Source organism: Mycobacterium sp. BK086 (assembly GCA_004362315.1).
Lineage (GTDB): Bacteria > Actinomycetota > Actinomycetes > Mycobacteriales > Mycobacteriaceae > Mycobacterium.
The window spans coordinates 87,935-111,530 of the sequence record SNWL01000004.1; the positions used below are offsets into that span (position 1 = coordinate 87,935).

General features: G+C 66.4%; 24 protein-coding genes. 6 read left to right on the top strand and 18 right to left on the bottom strand.

Annotated features, from left to right (window positions below; translation table 11 throughout):
* Complete coding sequence (locus EV580_RS11045) at positions 1-1,395, bottom strand: amidase (RefSeq protein WP_133691230.1); 1,395 nt, start codon at positions 1,393-1,395, stop codon at positions 1-3.
* Positions 1,396-1,938: 543 nt separating this feature from the next.
* A complete protein-coding gene (locus tag EV580_RS11050; RefSeq protein ID WP_286171541.1) occupies positions 1,939-3,435 on the bottom strand; it encodes a class I adenylate-forming enzyme family protein in 1,497 nt (498 codons plus the stop codon).
* Between the two features lie 77 nt (positions 3,436-3,512).
* On the opposite strand from EV580_RS11050, the gene EV580_RS11055 reads away from it, so the two are divergent.
* Together EV580_RS11055 and EV580_RS11060 are read left to right on the top strand one after the other, a co-directional pair.
* The gene (locus EV580_RS11055; RefSeq protein ID WP_133691232.1) at positions 3,513-4,115 is read left to right on the top strand and encodes a class I SAM-dependent methyltransferase; all 603 of its coding nucleotides are present in this window, start codon (positions 3,513-3,515) and stop codon (positions 4,113-4,115) included.
* A gap of 70 nt (positions 4,116-4,185) precedes the next feature.
* Positions 4,186-5,133, top strand: a complete 948-nt coding sequence (locus EV580_RS11060) for a DUF3060 domain-containing protein (protein WP_133691233.1) — start codon at positions 4,186-4,188, stop codon at positions 5,131-5,133.
* A gap of 52 nt (positions 5,134-5,185) precedes the next feature.
* On the opposite strand, the gene EV580_RS11065 is transcribed toward EV580_RS11060, so the two are convergent.
* From EV580_RS11065 to EV580_RS11075, 3 genes are all read right to left on the bottom strand, one after another.
* Entirely contained in the window at positions 5,186-7,321 is a 2,136-nt protein-coding gene (locus tag EV580_RS11065; protein WP_133691234.1) for a 3-hydroxyacyl-CoA dehydrogenase NAD-binding domain-containing protein, read from the bottom strand.
* Positions 7,322-7,330: 9 nt separating this feature from the next.
* Positions 7,331-8,542, bottom strand: coding sequence for an acetyl-CoA C-acetyltransferase (locus tag EV580_RS11070; RefSeq protein WP_133691235.1), 1,212 nt, complete (start codon positions 8,540-8,542; stop codon positions 7,331-7,333).
* A 115-nt stretch (positions 8,543-8,657) separates the two neighbouring features.
* On the bottom strand, positions 8,658-9,308 hold the full coding sequence (locus tag EV580_RS11075; RefSeq protein ID WP_133691236.1) for a C39 family peptidase: 651 nt from the start codon (positions 9,306-9,308) through the stop codon (positions 8,658-8,660).
* Between the two features lie 58 nt (positions 9,309-9,366).
* Between EV580_RS11075 and EV580_RS11080 the strand changes: the two genes are divergently transcribed.
* A complete protein-coding gene (locus EV580_RS11080) occupies positions 9,367-10,548 on the top strand; it encodes a pyridoxal phosphate-dependent aminotransferase (RefSeq protein ID WP_133691237.1) in 1,182 nt (393 codons plus the stop codon).
* On the opposite strand, the gene EV580_RS11085 is transcribed toward EV580_RS11080, so the two are convergent.
* Genes EV580_RS11085 through EV580_RS11095 form a run of 3 tightly spaced genes read right to left on the bottom strand, consistent with a single transcriptional unit; the run spans position 10,531 to position 12,582 of the window.
* Positions 10,531-10,983, bottom strand: a complete 453-nt coding sequence (locus tag EV580_RS11085; protein ID WP_166654667.1) for an SRPBCC family protein — start codon at positions 10,981-10,983, stop codon at positions 10,531-10,533. The genes EV580_RS11080 and EV580_RS11085 overlap by 18 nt on opposite strands.
* Before the next feature lie 58 nt (positions 10,984-11,041).
* The gene (locus EV580_RS11090) at positions 11,042-12,124 is read right to left on the bottom strand and encodes a CaiB/BaiF CoA transferase family protein (RefSeq protein WP_133691238.1); all 1,083 of its coding nucleotides are present in this window, start codon (positions 12,122-12,124) and stop codon (positions 11,042-11,044) included.
* Positions 12,125-12,138: 14 nt separating this feature from the next.
* Positions 12,139-12,582, bottom strand: coding sequence for an SRPBCC family protein (locus tag EV580_RS11095; RefSeq protein WP_133691239.1), 444 nt, complete (start codon positions 12,580-12,582; stop codon positions 12,139-12,141).
* 54 nt (positions 12,583-12,636) lie between these two features.
* On the opposite strand from EV580_RS11095, the gene EV580_RS11100 reads away from it, so the two are divergent.
* A complete protein-coding gene (locus EV580_RS11100; protein WP_133691240.1) occupies positions 12,637-12,990 on the top strand; it encodes a UBP-type zinc finger domain-containing protein in 354 nt (117 codons plus the stop codon).
* Here EV580_RS11100 and EV580_RS33690 read toward each other — a convergent pair.
* From EV580_RS33690 to EV580_RS11110, 3 genes are read right to left on the bottom strand one after another with little or no spacing between them, the layout of a single operon-like run.
* Entirely contained in the window at positions 12,873-13,274 is a 402-nt protein-coding gene (locus EV580_RS33690; RefSeq protein WP_166654664.1) for a hypothetical protein, read from the bottom strand. The genes EV580_RS11100 and EV580_RS33690 overlap by 118 nt on opposite strands.
* A 53-nt stretch (positions 13,275-13,327) precedes the next feature.
* Entirely contained in the window at positions 13,328-13,720 is a 393-nt protein-coding gene (locus tag EV580_RS11105; RefSeq protein WP_133691241.1) for a nuclear transport factor 2 family protein, read from the bottom strand.
* 25 nt (positions 13,721-13,745) lie between these two features.
* On the bottom strand, positions 13,746-14,345 hold the full coding sequence (locus EV580_RS11110; RefSeq protein ID WP_133691242.1) for a TetR/AcrR family transcriptional regulator: 600 nt from the start codon (positions 14,343-14,345) through the stop codon (positions 13,746-13,748).
* A gap of 74 nt (positions 14,346-14,419) precedes the next feature.
* On the opposite strand from EV580_RS11110, the gene EV580_RS11115 reads away from it, so the two are divergent.
* Positions 14,420-14,908, top strand: a complete 489-nt coding sequence (locus EV580_RS11115) for a DUF2834 domain-containing protein (RefSeq protein ID WP_133691243.1) — start codon at positions 14,420-14,422, stop codon at positions 14,906-14,908.
* Here the strand turns inward: EV580_RS11115 and EV580_RS11120 are convergent.
* The 3 genes from EV580_RS11120 to EV580_RS11130 form a co-directional block, all read right to left on the bottom strand.
* Positions 14,881-15,972 carry an alkene reductase gene (locus EV580_RS11120; protein WP_133691244.1) on the bottom strand — a complete coding sequence of 364 codons (1,092 nt, stop codon included), beginning with the start codon at positions 15,970-15,972 and terminating at the stop codon, positions 14,881-14,883. The genes EV580_RS11115 and EV580_RS11120 overlap by 28 nt on opposite strands.
* 43 nt (positions 15,973-16,015) lie before the next feature.
* Complete coding sequence (locus tag EV580_RS11125; RefSeq protein ID WP_133691245.1) at positions 16,016-17,296, bottom strand: HNH endonuclease signature motif containing protein; 1,281 nt, start codon at positions 17,294-17,296, stop codon at positions 16,016-16,018.
* Between the two features lie 100 nt (positions 17,297-17,396).
* Complete coding sequence (locus EV580_RS11130) at positions 17,397-18,425, bottom strand: LLM class F420-dependent oxidoreductase (protein ID WP_133691246.1); 1,029 nt, start codon at positions 18,423-18,425, stop codon at positions 17,397-17,399.
* A 62-nt stretch (positions 18,426-18,487) separates the two neighbouring features.
* On the opposite strand from EV580_RS11130, the gene EV580_RS11135 reads away from it, so the two are divergent.
* Positions 18,488-19,987 carry an acyl-CoA carboxylase subunit beta gene (locus tag EV580_RS11135; RefSeq protein WP_133691247.1) on the top strand — a complete coding sequence of 500 codons (1,500 nt, stop codon included), beginning with the start codon at positions 18,488-18,490 and terminating at the stop codon, positions 19,985-19,987.
* Here the strand turns inward: EV580_RS11135 and EV580_RS11140 are convergent.
* The 4 genes from EV580_RS11140 to EV580_RS11155 are packed head-to-tail and all read right to left on the bottom strand — an operon-like array spanning position 19,984 to position 23,592.
* Complete coding sequence (locus EV580_RS11140) at positions 19,984-21,105, bottom strand: LLM class flavin-dependent oxidoreductase (protein ID WP_255525339.1); 1,122 nt, start codon at positions 21,103-21,105, stop codon at positions 19,984-19,986. The two genes, EV580_RS11135 and EV580_RS11140, sit on opposite strands and share 4 nt — an antisense overlap.
* 29 nt (positions 21,106-21,134) lie before the next feature.
* Complete coding sequence (locus tag EV580_RS11145) at positions 21,135-22,178, bottom strand: TIGR03857 family LLM class F420-dependent oxidoreductase (protein ID WP_133691249.1); 1,044 nt, start codon at positions 22,176-22,178, stop codon at positions 21,135-21,137.
* Positions 22,175-22,549 carry an ester cyclase gene (locus EV580_RS11150; protein WP_133691250.1) on the bottom strand — a complete coding sequence of 125 codons (375 nt, stop codon included), beginning with the start codon at positions 22,547-22,549 and terminating at the stop codon, positions 22,175-22,177. The genes EV580_RS11145 and EV580_RS11150 overlap by 4 nt, the downstream gene beginning before the upstream one ends.
* Positions 22,549-23,592, bottom strand: a complete 1,044-nt coding sequence (locus EV580_RS11155) for a phosphotransferase (protein WP_133691251.1) — start codon at positions 23,590-23,592, stop codon at positions 22,549-22,551. Before EV580_RS11155 ends, EV580_RS11150 begins: the two co-directional genes overlap by 1 nt.
* Positions 23,593-23,596: the final 4 nt, after the last annotated feature.

The following is a 23,596-nucleotide window of genomic DNA, read 5'->3' on the forward strand; positions in this document are numbered from 1 at the left end:
CTACGGCGGCGGGCGCCATCCGCCGAGGGCCGCCTCGAGATGCGCGGCCACCGCCAGGGCCGTGGCGTCCTGCCATGGCCGGGCCGCGATCTGGACCCCGATCGGCAGCCCTTCCGGCGACGTTCCGCACCGGACGACGACGGCGGGCCAGCCGGTGAGGTTGTGTGCCATCAGGTGGGAGAAGTCGCTGATCTCCACCAGCCCGTGGTGGTGCGGCTTGGCCGGGCCGGGCATGGCCGGTCCGATGATCACGTCGTAGTCGGCCATGAAGGCCAGCATGTCGAGTCGGAACGTATCGATATCGACCAGCCGATTCCTGGCTTCAGTCAACGTGAACTCGACATCGCGGGCCTGCCGCAGAAACTCGGCCAGCTCTTCGGAGGGATCGGTGGCGCCGATGGCGACTAGGTCGGCCTCGAAGCCCTGGCCCCGGTCACCGCCGAGAAACACCGATTTCCAGAGCAATTCGATGGTCCGGTCCAGACAGTCGGGCTGATCCCAGCGGACGGCCGCGCCGCTGTCGGCGATCGCCTGTGCTGCCGCGGTGACGACGGCGGCGACCTGGGCCTCCGGCTCGGAGATGCCGTCGACGAGATAGGCCGCGACCCGAAGCGAGGCGACGTCCACGTCGCCGGGATCGTCGACCGGCGCGGCTGCCGCATACGGGTCGCCGAGATCCGGTCCGCTCATGATGGACAGCCCCAGCGCCAGGTCGGCGACCGAACGGGCCAGTGGCCCATAGCAGTTGAAGGGACTGAAGATTCCCGGGGCGTCGCCGAACACACTGCCCGTCCGGGGAATGCGCCCGTGCGTCGGCTTGAGGCCCGCGATACCGCAGTTGTGCGACGGCTGGCGGATGCTGCCACCGCCGTCTGAGCCCACGCTCAACGCCGCCCCGCCGGCACTGATGAGGGCGGCCGAGCCGCCGCTGCTACCGCCCGGGGTCCGGGCGGGATCGAACGGATTGTTGGTGCGCCCATACAGATTGTTGTTGGACTCACCGCCACGTCCCATCTCCGGCACATTGGTCATGCCCAGCACGATCGCGCCTTCCACGCGGAGCCGGGACACCACGGTCGCGTCCCGGTCGGCAACCGCCTGCAGCGCGGGGCTGCCTCCCGAGCACACCAGTCCGGACACCAGCATCACGTCCTTGACCACCACCGGCAGCCCATGTGCCCGGCCGACCGGTTCGCCCCGGGCAACCCGCTGGTCGGCCTCGTCGGCGGACCGCCGCAGCGCCTTCGGGTCAGCCGCGGCAACCAGTGCGTTGAGACCGGGATTGACGGCATCGATGCGGGCCAGATGGGCGTCGAGAACCTCGCGGCAGGACACGGCGCCGGTGGTCATCAGGCGGACGAGCTCATGCGCGGGCAGGTGACAGAGGTCGGCCATGCCCGCAATGGTGATACGCAAAGGGCGCGACTTCCCCGGTTTGCCCGAAGAACCCGCGCCCTGGACGGCAATCGGCCCCTCCCGTCTGGGAGGGGCCAATGCTCCCCCTTGCCTCCTCATATCCCCTGGCGTAAGGCTGCAACAAAGGAAAATATAGCTGAGAACAACCTGAGATGCATCAATTCAGCAAAAATTTTTCGACGGCTAGGCAAATGCATTCCGGACGGTTGTCCAGTTATCCGATTTTGACAAATGTCGAGATCAGAAGCACTTACCCGAATCTTTGACGACGGCAAATCATGCACCAACGCAGCAACAGGGCTATTCACCCAGCAACTGAGGTCTCGAATTGGCAACGCACGTGACGCATCGATGTTTGCCAATCCCGTCTGGCTCTACGTTTGTCGCAGCTCATGATGCAACAAAAGTCCGCATAGCGGATTTGCGACTTTGCGGCGCTTAGTCGGCGGCAGGCATCGGCCTCAACGCCGGCGGCCGGCGCTTGCGCCGCTGCCCTGGCAATGACCTGACAGGGGGTGTCGGCTACGACGTGCCGCCGGCGTACATCGCGGCCACTTCCCGAAGGGCGACCTTCAGCGACGGGTTTCGTGGCAACTCGTCGACGACCACCACGGCGACCGGCACGCAGTGCTTGGGCAGCGCATCGCGAACCATACCGACAAGCTCGGCCGGGTCGGGGGCCGGACACCCCGCGATCGCTTCCACGGCCGCGAACGGCACCTCGCCCAGCCGGGCATCGGGCACGCCGACCACCGCGGCATCGCGTACCGACGGATGCGAGACGAGCACCCGGCGGACGGCCTCCGGCAGCACCTTGAATCCGCCGCGGTTGATCGCTCCGTCGGCGCGGCCGTGCAGCGTGATGAAGCCGTCGACGTCGATGGCGGCGAGGTCGTTGGTGCGGATCCAGTCCGGCCCGATGGCCGCGATCCTGGCTTCCAGCACGCCGTGCTCGCCGACAGGCACCTCGTCACCGGTCTGCGGGTCGATGATGCGCACCTCGGTGTTCGGCATGACACGTCCCGAACTCGCCCGCTTGACGGCACCGAACTCACGGTAGAGCTCGGGGGTCCATGTGCACACCGAACCGGCGAATTCCGTTGCGCCGTACGCTAACAGCACCGGCACACCGTAGCGTTCCTCGAAGGCATCCCGGGTCTCGGAATCCAGCGGGCCGGCCGCACTGATCACGTACTCGAGCGATGCCAGGTCCTCGCGCGGCAGATCGGCGTCGAGCAGCATCCGCACCGCCGCAGGCTGCAGGCCGCACCGGGCGATGCCGTAGGTCTTCACCACCCGCACCCATTCGGCAACGCTGAACTTCTCCAGCAGGGCGATCCGCTTACCGAGGTAGGCGCCGGTGATCACCTGGCATACCCCGCCGATACCACCGAGCGGCCAATACATCAGCTCGGGCGGATCGTCGGCGCGGGCACCCCCGATCGCCACGCTGGCCACCGTGTGCTCCAGCACCGACGCGGGGATGACATGCCGTTTGGGCGGTCCGGTCGTCCCGCTGGTGAGCACCTGAAGACCGGTCGAGCCGTCCCGGCCGGCCGCGCGCAGCCGGTCCGACACCCGCTCGAGTCCGGAAACGAGTTCCACGGTGGGCGGTTTCAGCGACACCGCGATACCCGCCGTGCCCACGCGTTGCGCCGCCGCGATCGCCGGCTCGGTCCAGTCCTCGGAATCGGCGACCACCGCGGCCAGCTCCAGCGCTTCGATATCGCGCCCGATCGCCTCCGGCGACTGAAACGAATAGATCATCGACACCCACCGGCCCGCACCGAGCAAGCCCACCACGGCCGCCGCGTGCGGTGGCCGATTTCGGGCCACCACCCCCACCGCCGCACCATCGGCGACGCCGGCCGCACGCAGTGCCTCCTCGATGCCGTCGGCATAGGCGGCGATCTCGTCGCCGGTGTACCAGCGGCCGCCGAACTCGATGCACGGCGCGGAGCCGTATCCAGCCAGGCTGGCAGCCAGTGTGCTGCTGATCGTCGCGGCGGCATCGCTCACGGGCCCCACGCTAACCGTGGCTCTGACAGGAGACGCCGCGTGGGCCATAGTTAGGGTTACCTAACTTAGGAGTGCGAATGCCGACAACCATCCTCGACACGATGCTGCGGCGCGCCCGCGCCGGCATCGGCACCTTCCCGTATCCCCATCAGGCCGCGGCGCTGCTGGACAATCCGCTGCGCAGAAGAATGGAGAACCCGGCCCAGACCATCGACGTGATCGAGCTGACCGGTACCGAGCGTGTCCTCGAAATTGGACCGGGCCCAGGCTTTTTCAGTGTCGAGCTGGCCGGGCGCCTGGGCTCGGGACAGCTGGACCTCTTCGACATCCAACCGCAGATGCTGGCGAAGGCCCGACGCAAGCTGGAGGCGGCCGGCCACCATGATGTCGGCTACACCGCGGGCCAGGCCGGTGCGGCATTGCCGTTCCCCGCAGGCACTTTCGACGCCGCGTTCCTCGCCGAAGTCATCGGCGAGGTGCCGGACAAGCAGGCTTGCGTTCGCTCGCTCGCGGTCGTGCTCAAACCCGGCGGCAAGCTGGTGTTCCACGAGGCCTTCCCCGATCCCGATCGCCTCAGCGTCACCGAGCTGCGGGAGCTGTGCGAGCCGGCCGGGTTCGTTCTGGACCGGTCCGTGCAATCCCGGTGGAAGGACATCGTCCGCTTCCGCCGCACTCCGTAGCGCGCGGGTTCACAGCAGACCCCCAGCTCATCGACACACAGCCGCCTCGCAGCTGTGTGACGATCTGCCGATGTCGCCGTCCGATGCCCGGCTCGCGGCCGCCCCGCGACGGGTACCCGCCAGCTTCCTGCTCGCCGAGCTGTTGCCGTTTCGCTGGTGGTACCTCTGGGGCATGTTCATGATCGCGGTCGCGCTGATCGCGCTCTGGGGCGCATTCCCGCTGGCCTTCACGATCACTGCGGTGGCGGCGCTCGTGGCCATCTACGCCTATCAGCTCTACGGCGCCGCCCAGCGGCTGGCACTGCTGAAATGGGGCGAGGTGGCGACCGTCGACAATGCCGAAACCCTCACCCGGGGAACGTATTACAGCGGCACCACGTGGTACAACGCCTATCTGCCGGTGGCCAGCGGTTGGACCGTGCAGCGACCCCGCTACAGCGGCCCGAGCACCAAGACCAAGGTCGGCTACCGGCTGGACGGCTATCACGGTGAGATCGTCGTGCGCGGCCGTGAATACACCGACGGAGTCGTACTGGCCGACCCGCGCAAGCCCAGCCGGGCGTTGTGCGTCACCGCGTTCGCCTACGACCTGGATCGTGACGAGTCCGGCAATTGGGTTGGGCGCCTTCGGCCCCGGCTGGTGGTCGGCATGGTCGTCTGGCTGGTGGTGATGATCGGCTGGCTGACGTTGGCCGGGTTCGTGGCGGTCGCGGCGAAGAACCAGAGCGACACCGCGCCCAGCGCCACACCGAGTCACGGGGTCGACGTCATCGGCAACGACCAGATGAGCACCTATGCCTGCGCGGGCGGCGATATCGACATCGTCGGTAACGACAACGCGGTCACCGTCACCGGCCATTGCCGCAAGGTGCGGGTCTCCGGCGACGACAACTCGGTCACGCTGGAAACCGCGGACAGCGTCCGCACGTCCGGTGAGCACAACGTCGTCACCTACGCGACCGGCTCGCCCGCCGTCACCAACTTCGACGACTCCAACCAGGTGATCCAGGAGGGCTGACGCGAAAGGCCCGGAGAATCAACGATTCTCCGGGCCCACGCGTACAGAACAGTTACAGCAGTGATGCCGGCGGGTTGAACCGATCACCGTACTTGGCGGCCAGTTCCTTGGCCCGCGCCACGAACCCGGCCTTGCCACCGTGCGGGTAGCCGACGATCAGCTGGGCGGCACCACCGGTCCACGGCGGGAAGCCGATGCCCATGATCGAGCCGATGTTGGCATCGGCCGTCGAGGTGATCACGCCCTCGTCGAAGCACTTCTGGGTTTCCAGCGCTTCGGCGAACAGCATCCGGTCGATCATGTCCTGCAACGGCGGGGTCGAGGTGCCGGAGTTGAAGGTCTCCCGCAGCCCCGGCCACAGGCCGGTGCGTTTGCCGTCGACGTACTCATAGAAGCCGGCGCCGGAAAGCCGTGAGGGACGCCCGATTTCGATCATCTTCTCGACGACGGCCTCGGCCGGGTGCGGCTCGTAGATGCCACCGGCGTCCTCGACGCCCTTGCGAGTCGCGAGCGCGATCTTGTGCATCAGCTCGAGATTCAGCTCATCGGACAGCTGCAGCGGCGAAGCCGGGTAGCCGGCCTGGGTGCCAGCGTGCTCGATCGACGCCGGTTCGACACCCTCACCGAGCATCGCCAGGGCCTCGTTGACGAAGGTGCCGATGACGCGGCTGGTGTAGAAGCCGCGGCTGTCGTTGACCACGATCGGGGTCTTGCCGATGGCCAGCGTGTAGTCGAACACCCGGGCCAGCGCGTCGTCAGACGTCTTCTCGCCCTTGATGATCTCCACCAGCGGCATCTTGTCGACCGGTGAGAAGAAGTGGATCCCGATGAAGTCTTCCTGACGCTTCACCCCACTGGCCAGGCCGGTGATCGGCATGGTCGAGGTGTTGGAGCCCAGGATGGCATTCGGCTCGACGATGTCCTCGATCTCCTGGAACACCTTGTGCTTGAGTTCCTGGTTCTCGAAGACGGCCTCGATGACGAAGTCCACACCCTTGAAATCGGCCGGGTCACCGGTCGGGGTGATGCGGCCCAGCAGCGCCGCCGACTTCTCGGCCGTGGTCTTGCCACGCTCGAGGGCCTTGGCCTCCAGCTTCTCGGAGTAGCTCTTGCCCTTCTGCGCGGCCTCGAGCGAAACGTCCTTGAGCACAACGTCGAATCCGGCCTTGGCCGAGACGTAGGCGATGCCCGCGCCCATCATGCCCGCGCCCAGCACGCCGATCTTGGTGATCGGGGTCTTGCCGATACCCTCGGGCCGCGAACCACCGGAGTTGATGGTCTGCAGGTCGAAGAAGATCGCCTGGATCATGTTCTTGGCGATCGGCCCGGTGACCAGCTCGGTGAAGTAGCGGCTCTCGATGCGGCACGCGGTCTCGAAGTCCACCTGCGCACCCTCGACCGCAGCGGCCAGGATGGCCCGCGGGGCCGGCATCGGCGCGCCCTTGAGCTGCTTGCGCAGCAGCGACGGGAACGACGGCAGGATCGCCGCAAGCGCCGGGGTGGCGGGGGTGCCGCCAGGCATCTTGTAGCCCTTGGCATCCCACGGCTGGGTGAACGATTCCGGGTTGGCCTTGATCCACGCCTTGGCGGCCGGAACCAATTCCTCGACGCTGCCCACGAGTTCGTCGACCAGGCCGTTGTCCTTGGCCGCGGCGGGCTTGAAGCGGGTGCCCTGCGACAGCACGTTCACGAAGCCGTTCTGGATACCCAGCATCCGCGTGATGCGGGCGACGCCACCGCCGCCGGGCAGCAGGCCCAGCGTCACCTCGGGCAGGCCGATCTGAACGCCCTTGACGTCAGCCACAATCCGGTGGTGACACGCCAGCGCGATCTCCAGGCCACCGCCGAGTGCGGCGCCGTTGATGGCGGCCACGACGGGCTTGCCCAGGGTCTCCAGCACCCGCAGGTCAGCCTTGATGTCCTGCACCTCGGCGAAGATCTCGCCGGCATTCTCCGGACCCGCGGTGATCATGGCCTTGAGGTCACCACCGGCGAAGAAGGTCTTCTTGCCGCTGGTGATCACCACACCGGTGATCGAATCCTTCTCCGCGACAAGACGTTCTACGGCCTTGTGCATGGATTCCTTGTAGTGCTCGTTCATCACGTTGGCCGAACCGGTCGGGTCGTCCAGCGTCAGCGTGACGATGCCGTCGGCATCCTTGTCCCACGCAATCGTGTTCTCTGCCATGACTTTTCCTTAAACCCTCTCGATGATGGTGGCGACACCCATGCCGCCGCCGATGCACAGCGTGATGAGCGCGCGCTTGGCGCCGCGGCGCTCGAGCTCGTCGACCATGGTGCCGGTGATCATGGCGCCGGTGGCACCCAGCGGGTGGCCCATCGCGATCGCGCCGCCGTTGACGTTCAGCTTCTCGTTGGGGATGTTCAGGTCCTTCTGGAACTTCAGCACCACCGACGCGAAGGCCTCGTTGAGCTCGAACAGGTCGATGTCGTCGACCGTCAGTCCGGCGCGGTCGAGCACCTTCTTGGTGGCCGGCGTCGGGCCGGTCAGCATGATCGTGGCGTCGGCGCCGCTGGTGGCGGTGGCCACGACGCGGGCCCGCGGCGTCAGTCCCTGCGACTTGCCTGCAGCCTCGCTACCGATCAGCACCAGCGCGGCGCCGTCGACGATGCCGGAGCTGTTGCCACCGGTGTGGACGTGGTTGATCTTCTCGACCCAGTGGTACTTCTGCAGCGCCACATCGTCGAAGCCGGCCATCGCGGCCAGGCCCTCGAAGGCGGACTTCAGCTTGCCGAGGCTTTCGACCGTGGTGCCGGGGCGCATGTGCTCGTCGTGGTCGAGGATGACCAGGCCGTTCTGGTCCTTCACCGGGACGACGGACTTGGCGAAGTAGCCGCCGGACCATGCTGCGGCCGCGCGCTCCTGGGACTGCTCGGCGTAGCGGTCCACATCCTCGCGGGAGAAGCCCTCGATGGTGGCGATCAGGTCGGCGCCGATGCCCTGCGGAACGATGAAGTTGTCGAACACGGTCGCCGGGTCGGTGAACATCGCACCGCCGTCGGCGCCCATCGGGACGCGGCTCATGGACTCCACGCCACCGGCGATGACCAGATCGTCCCAGCCGGAGCGGACCTTCTGTGCGGCGGTGTTGACGGCTTCCAGGCCCGAGGCGCAGAAGCGGTTGAGCTGCACGCCGCCGACGGTGTCGGGCATGCCGGCCGCGATCACGGCGGTGCGGGCGATGTCGGCGCCCTGATCGCCGACCGGGGAGACGCAGCCCAGGATCACGTCGCTGATCAGGTTCTCGTCGAGGTCGGGGAAGCGCGAGCGGAACTCGTTGATCAGCCCGACGACCAGGTTGAGAGGCTTGACCTCGTTCAGCGAACCGCCGCGTTGCTTACCGCGCGGGGTGCGGATGGCCTCATAGATGAAGGCTTCTTCGGACATGTGTGTTTTCTCCAGGTCCTGTTCGGAATTGGGTGTGACGATCCGTGCGACGGTCGTCCTCTGAACGCGAAGCCTACCAAGGCCAGCCAACCGGATGGTTGGGCAGTCGCTCAGGTCAGGAAGCGGCGGTAACGATGATCCCGTCGTTCGAGGTGTCCCAGGCCTTCATGAAGGTGGCGACCGGGATCTTGGTATTCGCCTCGTCGGCGCCCGGGTCGTTCAGGTGGACGACGTTCTTATTGGTGTCCACCCCGGTGACGACGACGAAATGATCGGCGGCCGTCCGCTGATCGCTGGTGTCCCAGATGATCGCGGAGTTGACGTAGGCGATGACCTTGCGGCCCGAGCCGAGGTACTTCTCCAGGGCATTCAGGCCGGTCGCCTCCGGGCCCGAGGTGTCGCTGTTCACCGATGTGATGCCGTACTGCTTGAACAGCACCGGCAGATCGCCGACCGAGATACCGCCGGTGTTGGGCGTGTAGATCTTGGTGCCGGGATTCATCTCCGAGGGCGTCTGCTCGGCCTTCATCAGGACCTGCGCCTCGGTCGGCCGGTCACCGGTGAGCTGGCCGACGATATCGGCCACCGACATGGCCCCGCAGTTGTCCTCGAGGGACTGCGCCTGCCAATACGGGGCAGCCGCCGCCGGGTCGCCGTAGACGCCGCTGTCGGAACCGGACGGATCGGCCTGTGCGATACCGGGCCCGAGCACGATCGCCAGTACCGCGACGATCACCGCCACACCCGAGCGCAGAAGTGAAGCCATCGGGCGATGGTAATTGACCAACCTGCAGATAATCGGTGTCCCGCTAAGCTCGCGCGCTATGACGGTCCAACGGCTGCAGCCGTACGCGGTCACCATCTTCGCCGAGATGTCGGCGCTGGCCGCGCGCATCGGCGCGGTGAACCTGGGCCAGGGTTTCCCCGACGAGGACGGCCCGGCCGGCATGTTGGAGGCGGCGCAGAAGGCGATCGCCGAGGGCGTCAACCAATACCCGCCGGGGTTGGGCATCGCCCCGCTGCGCGAGGCCATCGCCGGTCAGCGCAAGCGGCGCTACGGCGTGGAGTACGACCCCGAGTCCGAGGTGATCGTGACCGTCGGCGCCACCGAAGCGATCGCGGCCGCCGTCATCGGCCTTGTCGAGCCGGGCTCGGAGGTGCTGCTGATCGAGCCGTTCTACGACTCGTACTCCCCCGTCGTCGCGATGGCCGGCTGCCAGCGGGTGGCGGTGCCGTTGGTGCCCGACGGACGCGGTTTCGCCCTCGACATCGAGGCGCTCCGGGCCGCGATCACACCGAAGACCAAAGCGCTGATCGTCAACTCACCGCACAACCCCACGGGCATGGTGCTGGCGGATCGCGACCTTCAGGCCCTGGCGGCACTGGCCGTCGAAGCCGACCTGCTGGTGATCACCGACGAGGTCTACGAGCACCTGGTGTTCGACGACAAGAAGCATCTGCCGCTGGCGGCCTACCCCGGGATGGCGCAGCGCACGGTGACGATCTCGAGTGCGGCCAAGATGTTCAACTGCACCGGCTGGAAGATCGGCTGGGCCTGTGGCGCTCCGGATTTGATCGCTGGGGTGCGCGCCGCCAAGCAGTACCTCACGTATGTGGGCGGTGCTCCGTTCCAGCCCGCGGTGGCCTACGCGCTGAACGCCGAAGAGGCGTGGGTGGACTCGCTGCGTGCTTCGTTGCAGGCCAAGCGCGACCGGCTGGCGGCGGCGTTGGCGGACTTGGGCTTCGGGGTTCACGACAGTGCGGGCACCTACTTCTTGTGCGCAGACCCGCGACCGCTGGGCTACTCCGACAGCACCGCGTTCTGCGCCGAACTCCCGGAGAAGGCCGGGGTGGCTGCCATCCCGATGTCGGCGTTCTGCGACCCGTCGTCTCCGCACATCGGGGCGTGGAATCACTTGGTGCGCTTCGCTTTCTGCAAACGCGACGACACCCTCGACGAGGCGATCCGGCGCCTCGGTGCGGCCGATCTACCCCGGCGCGGCTGACGTTCTGCCGTTGAGGACGAACCGGCGCAGACCCTCGGTCGCGGCGGCGAGCACCGTCTTCTTGGCCCGCTTCACCAGGAATTGCGGCAGCGGCGCGGACGGCTCGACGGTGACGTCGAAGCGGACGCGCGTGGCGTCTCCCTCACGCTGCAGGGTGTACTCGACGTGCTGGGCGTGCTGTTGCACGGTGCGATCGGCGTCCCAGACGACCCAGTCCGGGCCCCAGTGGTATTCCAGGATCTCGTGATCCAGGAACCCGAGCATGCGGATGGTGACCTTGACGCGCCGCGGCCTGCCGTCGTCGTAGCGATCCACGACATGGGCATGCTTGTGAATCGGCGACCACGTCGGCACTGACTCGACATCGGCGAGCGCGTCGAGAACAGCCTCCGGCGGGGCGTCGATCACGATTTCCCGCGATGCCCGAACCGCCATACCAGCAAACATAACCACCGAAACGGCCGACCGTGTCGGCTTTGACGCAGTTCGCCGATTACCAGCCGATCTCGGCCAGTGGAGTTGTTTCCTGTGGCGGCGCTCCGACGGGTCCGGCGGCGCTGCGGGAAAACCTCGGCGCGGGCGCGGCCTGCCGGGTGCCGTCGACGTCGACGAGCGTTCGGCGGGCCAAAAGGTGTTCGTTGGAGGCGGCCTCGGCCCAGCTCAGCACTGGCGTGACGCAGGCGTCAGTGCCCTCGAAGACCGCTGTCCACTCGTCGCGGGTCTTGCTGGCGAACGCCGCGGTGAATTGCTCCCGCATCTGCGGGTAGCGGGCGACGTCGGATTGGCCCGGTACCTCGTCCGCCGACAACCCGAGTCCTTTCAGCAACTGGGCGAAGAACTGCGGTTCGATCGCACCGACCGCCAGGTATCCGCCGTCGGCGGTCTCATAGGTCCGGTAGAACGGCGCGCCGCCGTCGAGCAGGAAGGACTCGCGCTGGTCCTTCAGGCTTCCCGTCGCCTTCATCGTCCACATCATCTGCGACAGGATGCTGACCCCGTCGACCATGGCGGCGTCGATCACCTGGCCCTGGCCGGACTTCTCCCGTTCGTAGAGGGCGGCGACGATACCGAGGACCACCAGCATCGAGCCGCCACCGAAGTCGGCGACGAGGTTCAGCGGCGCGACCGGCGGGCGGTCGCGGAATCCGATGGCGCTCAATGCACCGGTCTGGGACAGGTAGTTGATGTCGTGGCCGGCGGTCGAGGCCAACGGGCCGTCCTGCCCCCACCCGGTCATCCGCGCGAAGATCAGCCGCGGATTGACCGCAGCGCAGTCGTCGGGCCCGATGCCGAGTCGCTCACAGGTGCCGGGCCGGAAGCAGTCCAGCAGCACATCGGCTTTGGCCGCCAGGTCCAGCAGGGCAGCCGGTTCGGATTTCACGTCGAGGTCCACCACTCGTTTGCCGCGGTGTAGCAGATCGATGTTCTCGGCGGGCATGGTCAGTCCACCGGCGGGCCTGCGCACCCTCACCACGTCGGCGCCGAGGTCGGCCAGGATCATGCCGGCGTGCGGCCCCGGGCCGATCCCACCCAGCTCGATCATCCTCACCCCGGCCAGGGGTCCGGTATTCGTCACGGCCGTAAGGTAACTCAGCCGTTCTTCTTCAGGTCCAGCACCTGCTTACGCAGTCCGTCGGTACCGCTTTCCATCGCGCCTTTGATGATGCGCTTGACGACGAATCCGGGCAGCGGCACCGCCAGGTCGATGGACAGGTCGAAGCGCACCTTGGTCTTGTCGCCGTCGGGCGTCAGCGTGTATTTGCCGTCCTGGGAACGCAATTGGCTGGCCTTGACCAGTGTCCAGGTCACCACATTGTCGGCCCACTGGTATTCGACGATCTGCTCGTCGGTCAGACCGGCGGCCTTGATCTTCACCTTGACCTTGTGCGGCTTGCCGTCGTCGTAGGCCTCCAGCACCTCCGCACTCTGGTACTGCGGTGAGCGGACCGGCGTCGACTCGACGTCGGCGACCACCGCGAGGATCTCCTCAGGGCTGGCCTCGATCACGACCTCACGGGAATCTTTAGTTGCCATGGCGTGACCCTAGTTGCCGAACCAGACCCGTATACGGGTTCTAAGCTCACAGACATGGGTGAAGCGGTCGATCCATCGGTTCCACCGAGCGGCACGGGTTGCGTCGAATGCGATGCCAACGGCGGGTGGTGGGTGCACCTGCGACGCTGTGCGGCCTGCGGTCACATCGGCTGTTGCGACGATTCGCTGATGCGGCACGCCGCCGCGCACTGGCGGGAGACCGGGCATCCGATCATCCGGTCGTTCGAACCGGGCGAGGACTGGTTCTGGGACTACCAGACTGGCCAGTACTACGACGGGCCGGACCTGGCGCCGCCCGAGAGCCGCCCGGCCGAGGAGACCACGCCGGGCCCACGCGGGCGGGTACCTGCCGACTGGGCCGAGCTCCTACGCAACCGCGCCGACTGAGTCAGCGCATGTGCGCCGCTGCGCACACAGACCGTGGCGCACGCGTTGTCGGTCAGTAAGTCGTCGTCGACGATGATGCGTTTCTTGCGGAGCACCGAGCGACCGCACGCGATGAACGGCACCGGGGTCGCTCCGTTGTCAGCACAGATCTGCACCGAGTCCGCGAAGCGGGTGCCGAGCTCGCCGGGCTCGAAGTACACGATATAGCGGATGGTGAAAAGCCAAGTGCCGTCAGGACGCTGCTCCCCGCAGACGATCAGGGTGTCGTCACCGATCCTCGCCATGCATTAGATCGTCCTCCGGTCGGCGGCCGAAGTGCGGAAGCACACGCCGGGATTTACGCCAATCCGGCCGCGGCCATTTCCTTTTCAAATTCCACGGCCATCAGCTCGGCGAACTTGGTCACGGCCTTGAGCGGGCGGAGCATCACGGTGAACTCGTCGATGAGGCCGTCTTCACGGACGTGCAGGAAGTCGCAGCCGTTGATGTCGAGGCCGCCGACCTTGGCGGTGAAGACCAGCGCGTGGTCGGCCTGCCCCTCGCCACCGATCTCCTTGATGTAAGTCAGATCGACGAAGACCCGCGACACTGCCCGCAGGATGACGCCGATCTGATCGCGGCCCTGGTACGGCTTGTGGGCGATCGGGCTGCGGAAGACGACGTCCTCGGTGCACAGGGCGGGCAGAGCATCGAAATCACCGGCTTCGACGGCGGCGCGAAAAGCATGCATGGCCTCAGCATGCCACGGGGCCGATCTACCCTTCGATGATCCCGCCACGCAGCGACTCGAGCGCGGTGCGGCACAGCCGCGCCAGCTCGGCCAGCGACCGGTCTTCGCCGACCATCCACAGCTCCATCGCGCCGAAGACGGCCGCGGCGATACACCGGGCCGTGACGATGACACGCAGGCGCTCGTCGGGAGTGGTCGGCGGGGTGCTCAGTGACAGCTGGTCGGCGATCGCATCGGCGAACTCCGCTTCCACCTGCCGGGTGTGCCGCACGATACGGCCGGGGTCGAGCTCCTTGGCCCGCAGCGAAGCGATCTGCGCGACGGCCTCGGGGTCGTAGGGCGAGGCGTCGATGGCCGACTGCACCGACTCGATGATCGATTCCCCCGGCGCGCGGGCGTTCAGCGCGGCGCGGAACCACTCGAGGCCGACGTCGTAGTCGGCGAACAGCAGGTCGTGTTTGGAGGTGAAGTGCCGATAGAACGTGCGCAGCGAGACCCCGGCGTCATCGGCGATCTGTTCGGCGGAGGTGTCCTCCACGCCTTGGGCGAGGAAGCGCACGAGAGCAGCACGGCGCAGCGCATCGCGCGTGCGCTCGCTGCGCGCCGTCTGAGCAGGCCGAACCACGGGGGTAACGTACCGCACAATTAATTGTCAAAATTGACAAAACGTAGGCCGATCTTCACTACAGTTGCGAAGCCATGACGCTTCTCGTTCATGCAGTGCTGGCTGTGCTCGTCATCGCGTGGATCATCGGATCCAACTCGTCGATCTTCAAACGGCCGGCCACCGGACCCGCCGTCAGTGCGCTCGAGATCCTCTACTACGTCGTCGGCCTGGCGTCGATCGCTCTGGGCTGGTACTTCAATATCCAGTTCGTGCACCAGTACGCCGATGGCAGCGGCAACGTCTTCACGGGCGCAGGCAGCTGGTGGCAGTTCATCACGCTGGGGTACGCCAACCCGGCCGCGGCATCAGCCAGTCAGGACTACACGATCGGCAATGTGATCCTGCTGCCGTTGTTCACGATCATCGACGGCTACCGGCGCGGGATTCGCCGGCCGTGGCTGTTCTTCGTGTCCAGCCTGTTCACCAGCTTCGCGTTCGCCTGGGCGTTCTATCTCGCCACCGTGGAACGCCAGCGGCTGCATGAGAAGTCGGGTCAGCCGATCGGCGCCAGCGTCGGGTAGTCGACATAGCCGGCGGGACCCGGCGAGTAGAACGTGGCCACATCGGGCTCGGTCAACTCGGCGCCGGTGCGCAACCGCTCGATCAGGTCGGGGTTGGCCAGGTAGGCCCGCCCGACTGCTGCCGCGCTGATGGCACCCCAGTCGGTCATGTTCTCCAGCTGGCAGAACGTCGTGTCGACATCGCGGCCGGTGTTCAGGACGAACGGCCCGGGCCACAGCGCCCGCACAACGCCGAACTCGGGCGCGTCCGGGTCGATCAAGACGTGCAGGTAGGCCAGTCCGAGATGCGAGATCCGTTGCAGCAGAGCCTCATAGGCCGAGACGGTGTCGATCTCGTGCATATCGCCCGCGGAGTTTCCCGGCGAGATACGCAGCCCGACGCGATCAGGACCGATCTCGTCGGCCACCGCCTCGACGACCTCGGCGGCCAGCCGCGCACGATTCTCCGCAGACCCGCCGTACCGATCGGTGCGAGTGTTCGTGGTGTCGGAGAGGAACTGGTGCAGGAGATAGCCGTTGGCAGAATGGATTTCGACGCCGTCGAGCCCTGCATCGATGGCGCGGCGCGCGGCCTTGCGGAACTGGCCCACAACGCCGGCGATTTCGTCGGCACCCAATGCCCGCGGCACCGGCAGCGGCTTCTTGCCGTCGGGCGTGTGGGCGAGCATCTTCGCCGCGATCGGCGAGGGAGCCACCGACTCAGCGCCGTTGATGTCCGGGTGCGCCATCCGGCCGACGTGCCAGATCTGCATGAACATCAGCCCGTCCTGAGCGTGGACGGCGGCAGCGACCTCGGCCCACTTCTCCTGGTGGCGGTCGGTGTAGATGCCCGGGGTGTTGACGTAGGCGCCGTTGCCGACCTGCGAGATGGCGGTGGCTTCGGTGATGATCACGCCGGCCGATGCACGCTGTGAGTAGTACTCGACCTGCAGGTCACTGGGGGTGCCGTCCGCCTGCGCACGCGAGCGGGTCAGCGGTGCCATGAACAGCCGATTCCGGGCGGTGTTGGCCCCGATGGTGATCGGCTGGAGCAGGGCTGAGTCGTCGGTCAGCGTGAACGTCATGCTTGCTTGGAACTGCACGACCGTGCCGATTCATTCCCTCGGGTCACGGGTCGTCGTCCTTCGGCAGGAAACGTTCAGGGTGGTGGTAGTCGTTGGTGCCACCGCGTAGCGGGACGTCGGATGGCGGGATCCATTGGGTCTGGCCATCTGCGAGTTGGCGGGTGGCCCACCCGTCGTTCTCGACCAACAGGTTGTCGCATTTACAGGCGAGGGTCAGGTCGTCGATGTCGGTGGCACCACCGTGCTTCCAGTCTTTGGCAGCATGGTGCACTTGGCTGTTGTAGCCGTTGACCGTGCACCCCGGTGCGGTGCAGCCACGATACTTGGCCAACAGCATGATTCGCTGATCCGCCGACGCCAGCCGCTTGCTGCGCCCCAGCCATAGCGACTGTCCGGTGATGCCGTCGAACACCGCCAGGTAGTTGTTCGAGGGAGCGTTCATTCGGATCAGGTCGGTGATCGGGATGAGCGTCCCGCCCGCGGTCACGGCCTGTCCGGCGCCCTTCTGAAGGTCTTGCAGCGTGGTGGTGACGATCATGGTGACCGGAAGTCCGTTGTGTTGCCCCAGTTTCGGATCGCCAAGGCGGCTGCCCACTAACTCTGTCAACGCATCGTGCTGGCGTTGGGCATGGCTGCGCAGATCGTCGGGCTGCGGTGCGGCGAATTTCGCGAACCACGCATCCAGTTGCGCTCGCAGCAGTGGATCAGCGATCAGCTTTGCGACGCTCATGCCGTCCGGTCGTTGACCCCCGCACCACTGGAAGCCGCGCTTGCGTGCTCGGTCCTCCTCCGAGAAGGTCCCGTCGGGATTCAGATGAGTCGCAAGCCGGTCCGCCACCTTCTCCAACTGATCAGGCCGCATGGTCTGCGCATGCTCGGCCAGGGCGCGTTCGGCCTTCTCGATCTCGACCGGACCGACATGATCGGGTAGCTCGCGAAAGAATCTCTGAATCACCCGCACATGCTCACCATCGAGATGACCGGCCTCCCACGCCTTGGCAGTCTCGGGCAACGGCGGTGCGAGCGACTCACCGGTCAACGTGATGCGCGGCGTCAACTGCTCGGCATCACGAACCCGGCGCTTGGCCGCCGCCCGGCTGATCCTCAACACGTCAGCCAACACGATCGGGATCGGCGGGCAGCCCTCGTAGCACTCCAGATGGGTGATCTGATCGTGCGAGACCGCAACCTGACGACGCACCGCACGTTCCAGCCGTTCGATCACCGCGAAGCGCTTCGGCGCGGGCAGCTCCTCGATATCAGCGGCACCCAGTAGTTCGACCGCGGCATCGAGCGCATCCAGTGCCACATCGATCGAACCCATGTATCGAACACTAGTTCGAACAACTGACAAAAAGCGGCAGCGGGATCAAATCTGTGGATGAATCGGAGTCTGGGGATAAACCCAATCCCCCCAACCGAACTCAGACCGCGCGAACCTCATCCAAGAAGGCGCGCACGGTGTCTTCCGAGGCCGACGACGGCAGCCCGACCATCACCCGGTCGATGATGCCGTCGCAGCGTTCCCGCAACGCGCCGGCCAGTCCGTCCAACGGCGCGACGACGGCGAAGGTTTCCAGGATTTCATCGGAGATCAGCGTGGCCATGGTGTCCCACTGGCCCTCCAGCGACAGCCGGTGCAACTCAGTCTGCAGATCACCCCAGCCGTGCAGATCCAACACCTTCCGATACGCGGGAGTCGACGCGTAGAAGGCGATCTGCTTGCGCGAGGCGGCCGCCGCAGTGGCCAGCTCCGCCTCGTCCGAGCCGGTGACCACGAACACCGGCGCCATCACCTGGAAGTCGTCTCGCGAACGCCCCGACTTGGCCATCCCCCGCTGCAGCGTCGGGATCGTCACCTCGTCGAAATACCGCTTGGTGGTGAAGGCATGCGCGATCAGGCCGTCGGCGACCTCGCCGCACATCTCCGTCATCAGCTCACCGACCGCCGCGATCATGACCTTCGGCGACCCGTAGCCATGCGGCTCCGGCACGAACATCGGCGTCATCAGCCGGTGGGTGTAGAACTCCCCGTCGAAACTGAGCTTGGTGCCGTCCCGCCAGCAATCCCAAATGGCATGCAGCGCAAGGACGAACTCCCGCATCCGCCGTGCCGGCTGGCTCCACGGCATGCTGAATCGCTTCTCGATGTGCGGCTTGATCTGCGTGCCCAGGCCGAGCAGCAGACGCCCTTGCGAAAAGTCCTGCAGATCCCAGCCGATATTGGCCACGGTCATCGGGGTACGCGCAAAGGCAACCGCGATCGACGTGCCCAATTCGACCTGCGTGGTGTGCTCAGCGGCCAGCGTCAGCGGCAGGAATGGGTCGTGGCTGATCTCGGCGGTCCAGCAGCCGTCGTAGCCCAGCCGCTCCACCTCACGCGCCGCGTCTGCGACGGCGCCGAGCCTGCTGATGACACCCCGGTCGACCTTGAGACCGCCGACCTCGCCCATGGCGGCAGACGCTACAGTAAGCACTTCAGTATGGTCAACGCCGCCACGGTTAGGACACGTCGATGAGCAACGCGCAGGACTGGCAGGAGACGCTCCACGACCTCAGCCGGCGGCGTCAGCACTCGCACGGCATGGGCGGTGAGGAGCGCGTCGCCAAGCACCACGGCAAGGGAAAGCTCGACGCCCGGGGCCGAATCGACCATCTCCTCGATCCGGGCACCTTCCAGGAGTTCGGCACCCTGGTCGGCGGGGACATCGCTTCCGACGGACTCGTCTCGGGCGCGGGCCGCATCAACGGAACACCGGTCATGGTGGGCGCCGAGGACTTCACCACCCTGGCCGGCAGCATCGGCCCGGGCGGCAACGCCAAGCGCTATCGACTTGCCGAGTTGGCCCTGCGCAACAAGATCCCGCTGGTGATGCTGTTGGAGGGCGCCGGTTTCCGCGCCGCGGGCGGTGAGCACTACGGCCGCACCCCGACCGACCTGATCGCGCAGGCACAGTGTTCCGGCAAGGTCCCCACCATCTCCGCGGTCCTCGGCCCGTCGGCCGGTCACGGTGCCCTCGTCGCACCGGTCTGCGACTTCTCCGTCATGAGCAGCCAGGGCGCCATCTTCACCGCAGGCCCCCCGGTCGTGAAAGAGGCCACCGGAGAGGACATCTCGAAGGAGGACCTCGGCGGGCCGACGGTTGCGTTGCCCAGCGGCGTCATCCACAACGTCGCCGAGACCGACGAAGAGGTGCTCGACGACATTCGGCGCTACCTGTCCTACTTCCCTTCCAGCGCATGGTCGTATCCCCCGACCCGGCTGTACGACGACGAGGCCGGTCTGCGTCCCACCCCTGAGTTGCTCGACATCATCTCGCGGGACAACCGCAACATCTACGACATGCGCACCGTCTTGGACGTGGTCTTCGACGACACCGACTGGCTCGAGATCCAGCCGAAGTACGGCCAGGCCATCATCTGCGCGCTGGCTCACCTGGGTGGCTATCCGGTCGCGGTCGTCGCCAACCAGCCCACCCAGATCGCGGGGTCGATCGACTCCGACGCCGCGGACAAGGCCGCGCATTTCATCATGGTCGCCGACTCGTTCCACCTGCCGTTGGTGTTCCTCGCCGACAACCCGGGCATGCTGCCGGGCAGCCAGTCCGAGCGCGACGGCGTATTGCGAAGCGGCGCACGGATGTTCGCCGCGCAAACGGCGGCGACGACGTTGAAGCTGCATGTCACCTTGCGCAAGGCCTTCGGCTTTGGCTCGATGGTGATGTCACTGCTGGGATTCGACAACCAACTGGCGACATTCGCCTTCCCCGGCGCCACCATGGGGGCGATGAGCGCTGCCGCGCTGAGTCGCGCCTCCCATGCCGACGAGGATGTCACCGAGATCCTGAAGAACATGGAACTCGAGGCGTCGTACCGCTCGGCGGGGCACCTCGGCTTCGACGAGCTGATCTCACCGGAGGAGACCCGTAACGCCCTGCTGCTGGCACTGCAGCGCGGCATCTTCAGCCGTCAGGAAGTCGCCGAGCCCGTGAGCCGGACCGTCATCACGCCCTAGAGCCGCCGCAGCCCGCGCAGCACCTTGCTGAACGGCAGCATGGTAGCCACTCCCTTGCGCACATTCGGTTGCATGGGGCCGAAATTCACGACGACGAGGTGGCGCACGCCGTGGTCGCGCCATACCGCGGCCTGTTCGACGACGTCGTCGACGGTGCCGGTCAGCATCATCGCCTTCACGACCGATAGCGGAACCTGCGCGGCAGCCGTGTGCACCGCGGCCTCGTCCATCGTGAAGTTCGAATGATCCTGCATGCCCGTGCAATCCGGCCCCAGCGGATGTGATGCCCCGTGGTCGGCGAAGAACTGGGCCGGCGTATTGAGGGCCCACGCTTTGACCACCGTGGTGTCGAGACCCTCGGCGACCGCGGCTCGGCTCCGGCCTGCGAACACCGGTATCCAGAACGCGGGCGTGATCGACATGGGGTCACGCCCGGCATCTGATGCGGCCGACCGGATCACCTCGAGGCGCTGTGCGTAATCCTGCGGCCGGTGCGCGAACCCGGGAAACCAGCCGTCGCCATAACGACCTGTTACCCGGAGCATCCGCGGTCCGTGGGCGGCCACCCAGATCGGCGGCCACTTTCCCTTGTAGGGCGGCAGGTCGAAGATCGCGTCACGTAGTGGAAAGAAGGGTGAATCCCGGTTTACCACATCCCCTTTGGAATCCCACAGCGCACGAATGGTCGCCAGCGCCTCTTCGAATCTGCCGACCGGCTTGGACCAGTCCACCCCGTAGGGTTCATTGCCGACCCGCTCCCCCGGACCGATGCCGAGCACCGCACGCCCGCGGGTCAGCAGGTTCAGCGTCGCGGCGGACTGTGCGGTGACGGCGGGGTGACGCTTGCCCGTGTCGGTGACTCCGATCCCGAGGCTGATCCGGCTGAATCGTCGGCGTGCCGCGAGGCTGCCGAGCAGGGTCCAGGCCTCCATCGCGGCGTCGGGCGACTGCAGAAGCCGTGCCGCCGCTGTGTATTTCGGATCCCACAGGGGTCGCGGGGTCTGACCATTGATGTGGTCGGGCACCCAGTACGAATCGACCCGGCCCGCCACCGCGGACAGATAGTTGGCCCGGCTGAACGCGTCGGCCCTCGCGCGCGCGGCCATCACCGGGTCCATCAGACCCACACGCAGACGGGACAATTCGGCTATTTGTCGGACTGGCGATAAGCCGCGACGACCGGCTCCAGTTCGTCGGGTGTGGCGCCGTGCAGGATCACCGCGTCGGCACCGTAGTCGAATTCCTTGCGAATCCGGTCGGCACATTGTTGCGCCGAACCCGTCGCCGACGGTTCCAGCCATTCCTCGGGGATCAGCGTCGCGATGTGCTCGATCTGCTCGGCGGTCGCCTTGTGATCGATACCGCCACCGACGGACTGCACCACGGAATCCGCCCGGAAACGTTCCAACACAGCGGGATCCCAGTTGTTGGTGCTTACCAGGAGATCGCCGTAACCCTGCAGATAGGTGGCCAGGCGTGCAACGGTCTTCTTCAACCGCAGTTCCTCAGGCAGGTGGTCTCCCACGGTCGCGAAGCACGACCACACCCGCACGCTGTTCGGATCACGGCCGGCCTGTTCGGCGGCATCCTTGACGGTCTTGACCGCACGCGTCAGCGTCTCGGGCGTGAAGTACGTGTGCAGGATGACGTCGTCGAACTCCCGCCCACCCAGCTTCAGGGTCTCGGGGCCGAACGCCACGATGGCCTGCCGGATGTCCTCGTTGAAGTCCGGGTCAAGGAATAAAATCGGGTACTTGCCCAGCGGCCCATCATGGTTGAAGATCAGCTCGCCGTGCCACAGCCGGCGCATCACCTGGGCGAAGTCTTCCATCTGCGCGGTGGTGACCGGCGGGATGCCGAATGCCCCGTAGATCGCCGCGATACCCCGGCCGATACCCAGGGTGAACCGGCCGCCGGAGAGCCGGTGCATGGTGGTGGCCCACGAGCCGATGATCAGCGGATGGCGCGTGTTGTGATTCGTTGCCGCCGTGGCGATCTGCATGCGATTGGTGACCGCGAGGGCCGCACCCACCAGTGAGGACGCTTCCTTGACGTTCCAGCGTTCGGAGATGAACCCGGTGCCGAAACCCAGTTCCTCACCGCGCCGCGCCTCGTCCATGAGAGTGGCGGGCCCTTCACCGCCCGCGCCGGCCAATAGGTAATAGCCAAGTTCGTCCAATACCCGGGTCATGCCCAAACTCCTTGTTTGTAGCCACAATTCCAGACCTCGGTGATCCTGCCGTCGATCACCCGAAAGATCTCCATGCTGCCGACGTCCACCTTCGTGCCGTCGTTGAGAGTCATCGGCGACTGGTAGACGATCGCAACGTGCACACCGTCGTCACCCGCCACTACGAGATTCAGATCGAACCGGATCTCTTGGAACATCTCCAAGTGGTCGACCACACGCTTGACGGCCTCGTCGTGGGTGAGCACCACTGCCTCGCCGACCTCATGGCGAATCACGCTGTCGCCCAGCAACTCTTCGGCGAGCGCCACGTCGCGCGTATTCCAGACCACCAGGTTGTACAGCTCGACGACTTCGCGCGCCGTGCGGCTCATCAGAACACCTCCAGTGCGTCGATATCGGCAATCGTGGCCACCGCCCGGTCGGTGAGCGTCAGGCACAGGTCACGTGACCGTTGCGGTAGCGCGTCCCAGCCGATCAGCGTGATCACCGGAAGCACCATCAGGAAGCCAGCCGCCAAGCGGTAGTGCCGCCACGCTTCGTCGAACGAATACCCTATGTCACCAAGGCTGTTCAGATAGTCGCGGAGCAGTGCTTCGTCCTGGCCCCGACGCACGTCCGTGGGCAGTCCCTGGCTCACCAGATACGCGATATCGGCCGCACCCGCGCCCACGCAGGCGAACTGGTAGTCCACCACCTTCATCCGGTCACCGGCGAAGAACATGTTGTCGGCCCTGATATCGCCGTGTAGCAGCATCGACCGTTCGGTCAGGCCATCCAGCGCGGTGGCGGCGTGTTCGGTGAATCGTTCCGCGAACCCCGCGATCGCATCGGGAACAGGCTGCCGCGAATGCGTGCGGTAGATATCCCACCCGGGACCGAACGCCGGCACCAGCAGATCACGCACCGCGGGCATGTCGAAGCTCGGAAATGCCTGCAGCACTGGGCTGTTCGCTGGAAGCACCGACCAGGCGTGCAGGCCCGCCAGCTGCGCAATACACAATCGCGCGCGCTCGAGCGACAAGCCGGCGAGGTGGTCGGCGTTGTCCCAGTCCTTCAAGTCCTCCAACAACAGCACGAAGTCCGCGGAGTCCTCGGCCATCCGAGCGGCGTAGACCTGCGGGGCGTCCATCGGCGCCCGGCCGGCGATATCGCGATAGAACGCCAGCTCGCGACGGTAGCCGCCGAGCAGCTCCATGGCGCCACGCGCTTCCGACTGCGCAGCCAGCTTGGCGATCATCGTCTCCGGAACACCCTCACCGGTCAGGTGCAGGCGATACAGCAGCGACGAGAATCCGCTGTCCTGGGCGATCTGTTCGGCGACGACCGCGGTGACGGTCACGCCCAGCGCGTCGGTGAGCCACGCCGGATCGACGGCGTCAATGCCGGACGGCACCGCTGCCGTGGCTGAAGTCACGCTC

Bases quoted from the DNA above. Each gene is read 5' to 3' on its own strand.
- EV580_RS11045 (WP_133691230.1), bottom strand. From the start codon at position 1,395: ATGGCCGACCTCTGTCACCTGCCCGCGCATGAGCTCGTCCGCCTGATG.
- EV580_RS11055 (WP_133691232.1), top strand. From the start codon at position 3,513: ATGCCGACAACCATCCTCGACACGATGCTGCGGCGCGCCCGCGCCGGC.
- EV580_RS11060 (WP_133691233.1), top strand. From the start codon at position 4,186: ATGTCGCCGTCCGATGCCCGGCTCGCGGCCGCCCCGCGACGGGTACCC.
- EV580_RS11065 (WP_133691234.1), bottom strand. From the start codon at position 7,321: ATGGCAGAGAACACGATTGCGTGGGACAAGGATGCCGACGGCATCGTC.
- EV580_RS11070 (WP_133691235.1), bottom strand. From the start codon at position 8,542: ATGTCCGAAGAAGCCTTCATCTATGAGGCCATCCGCACCCCGCGCGGT.
- EV580_RS11075 (WP_133691236.1), bottom strand. From the start codon at position 9,308: ATGGCTTCACTTCTGCGCTCGGGTGTGGCGGTGATCGTCGCGGTACTG.
- EV580_RS11080 (WP_133691237.1), top strand. From the start codon at position 9,367: ATGACGGTCCAACGGCTGCAGCCGTACGCGGTCACCATCTTCGCCGAG.
- EV580_RS11085 (WP_166654667.1), bottom strand. From the start codon at position 10,983: ATGGCGGTTCGGGCATCGCGGGAAATCGTGATCGACGCCCCGCCGGAG.
- EV580_RS11095 (WP_133691239.1), bottom strand. From the start codon at position 12,582: ATGGCAACTAAAGATTCCCGTGAGGTCGTGATCGAGGCCAGCCCTGAG.
- EV580_RS11100 (WP_133691240.1), top strand. From the start codon at position 12,637: ATGGGTGAAGCGGTCGATCCATCGGTTCCACCGAGCGGCACGGGTTGC.
- EV580_RS33690 (WP_166654664.1), bottom strand. From the start codon at position 13,274: ATGGCGAGGATCGGTGACGACACCCTGATCGTCTGCGGGGAGCAGCGT.
- EV580_RS11105 (WP_133691241.1), bottom strand. From the start codon at position 13,720: ATGCATGCTTTTCGCGCCGCCGTCGAAGCCGGTGATTTCGATGCTCTG.
- EV580_RS11115 (WP_133691243.1), top strand. From the start codon at position 14,420: ATGACGCTTCTCGTTCATGCAGTGCTGGCTGTGCTCGTCATCGCGTGG.
- EV580_RS11120 (WP_133691244.1), bottom strand. From the start codon at position 15,972: ATGACGTTCACGCTGACCGACGACTCAGCCCTGCTCCAGCCGATCACC.
- EV580_RS11125 (WP_133691245.1), bottom strand. From the start codon at position 17,296: ATGGGTTCGATCGATGTGGCACTGGATGCGCTCGATGCCGCGGTCGAA.
- EV580_RS11130 (WP_133691246.1), bottom strand. From the start codon at position 18,425: ATGGGCGAGGTCGGCGGTCTCAAGGTCGACCGGGGTGTCATCAGCAGG.
- EV580_RS11135 (WP_133691247.1), top strand. From the start codon at position 18,488: ATGAGCAACGCGCAGGACTGGCAGGAGACGCTCCACGACCTCAGCCGG.
- EV580_RS11140 (WP_255525339.1), bottom strand. From the start codon at position 21,105: ATGGACCCGGTGATGGCCGCGCGCGCGAGGGCCGACGCGTTCAGCCGG.
- EV580_RS11145 (WP_133691249.1), bottom strand. From the start codon at position 22,178: ATGACCCGGGTATTGGACGAACTTGGCTATTACCTATTGGCCGGCGCG.
- EV580_RS11150 (WP_133691250.1), bottom strand. From the start codon at position 22,549: ATGAGCCGCACGGCGCGCGAAGTCGTCGAGCTGTACAACCTGGTGGTC.